This window comes from Pseudotabrizicola sp. L79 (assembly GCF_036553525.1).
Classification (GTDB): domain Bacteria; phylum Pseudomonadota; class Alphaproteobacteria; order Rhodobacterales; family Rhodobacteraceae; genus Pseudotabrizicola.
This window is the reverse complement of sequence record NZ_JAZHDA010000054.1, coordinates 1-335: the sequence shown is the minus strand read 5'-3', so window position 1 is coordinate 335 and position 335 is coordinate 1. Positions and strand designations below refer to the sequence as shown.

The 335-nt window shown below is 57.9% G+C and carries 1 protein-coding gene; it reads right to left on the bottom strand.

Annotated features, from left to right (window positions below; translation table 11 throughout):
* Window positions 1–326 (bottom strand): cytochrome c oxidase subunit II transmembrane domain-containing protein (locus V3C85_RS17870; protein WP_331796839.1); only part of this gene is annotated, 326 nt, incomplete at its 3' end.
* Window positions 327–335 lie beyond the last annotated feature (9 nt).

Here is a 335-nt window from a genome sequence, read left to right as displayed (position 1 = left end):
AACACAAGGATCAGGATCGGACCAACGGTCCATGCGATCTCGATCGGAGTGTTGTGGGTAAAGCTGGAGGGGGTCGGATTGGCGCGTTTGTTATAGCGCACAATGCAGTACGCCAGCAGCGCGGTTACAAAAAGCACGATGGCGGTGATGATGATGAGGATCATCCCGTCCAGCCATTGAAGGTCGCGCGCCAGTTCGGTTGCCGCGGGTTGAAAGCCTGTTCCCCGGTCCACCGGAACGCCAATCGTCTCGAGCGTCTGCTGAGCAAACGCCGGTGCGGCGGTGAAGGTGGTGGCCAGACCCAAGAGCAAAGATTTGAGATGCATGTCTTACCC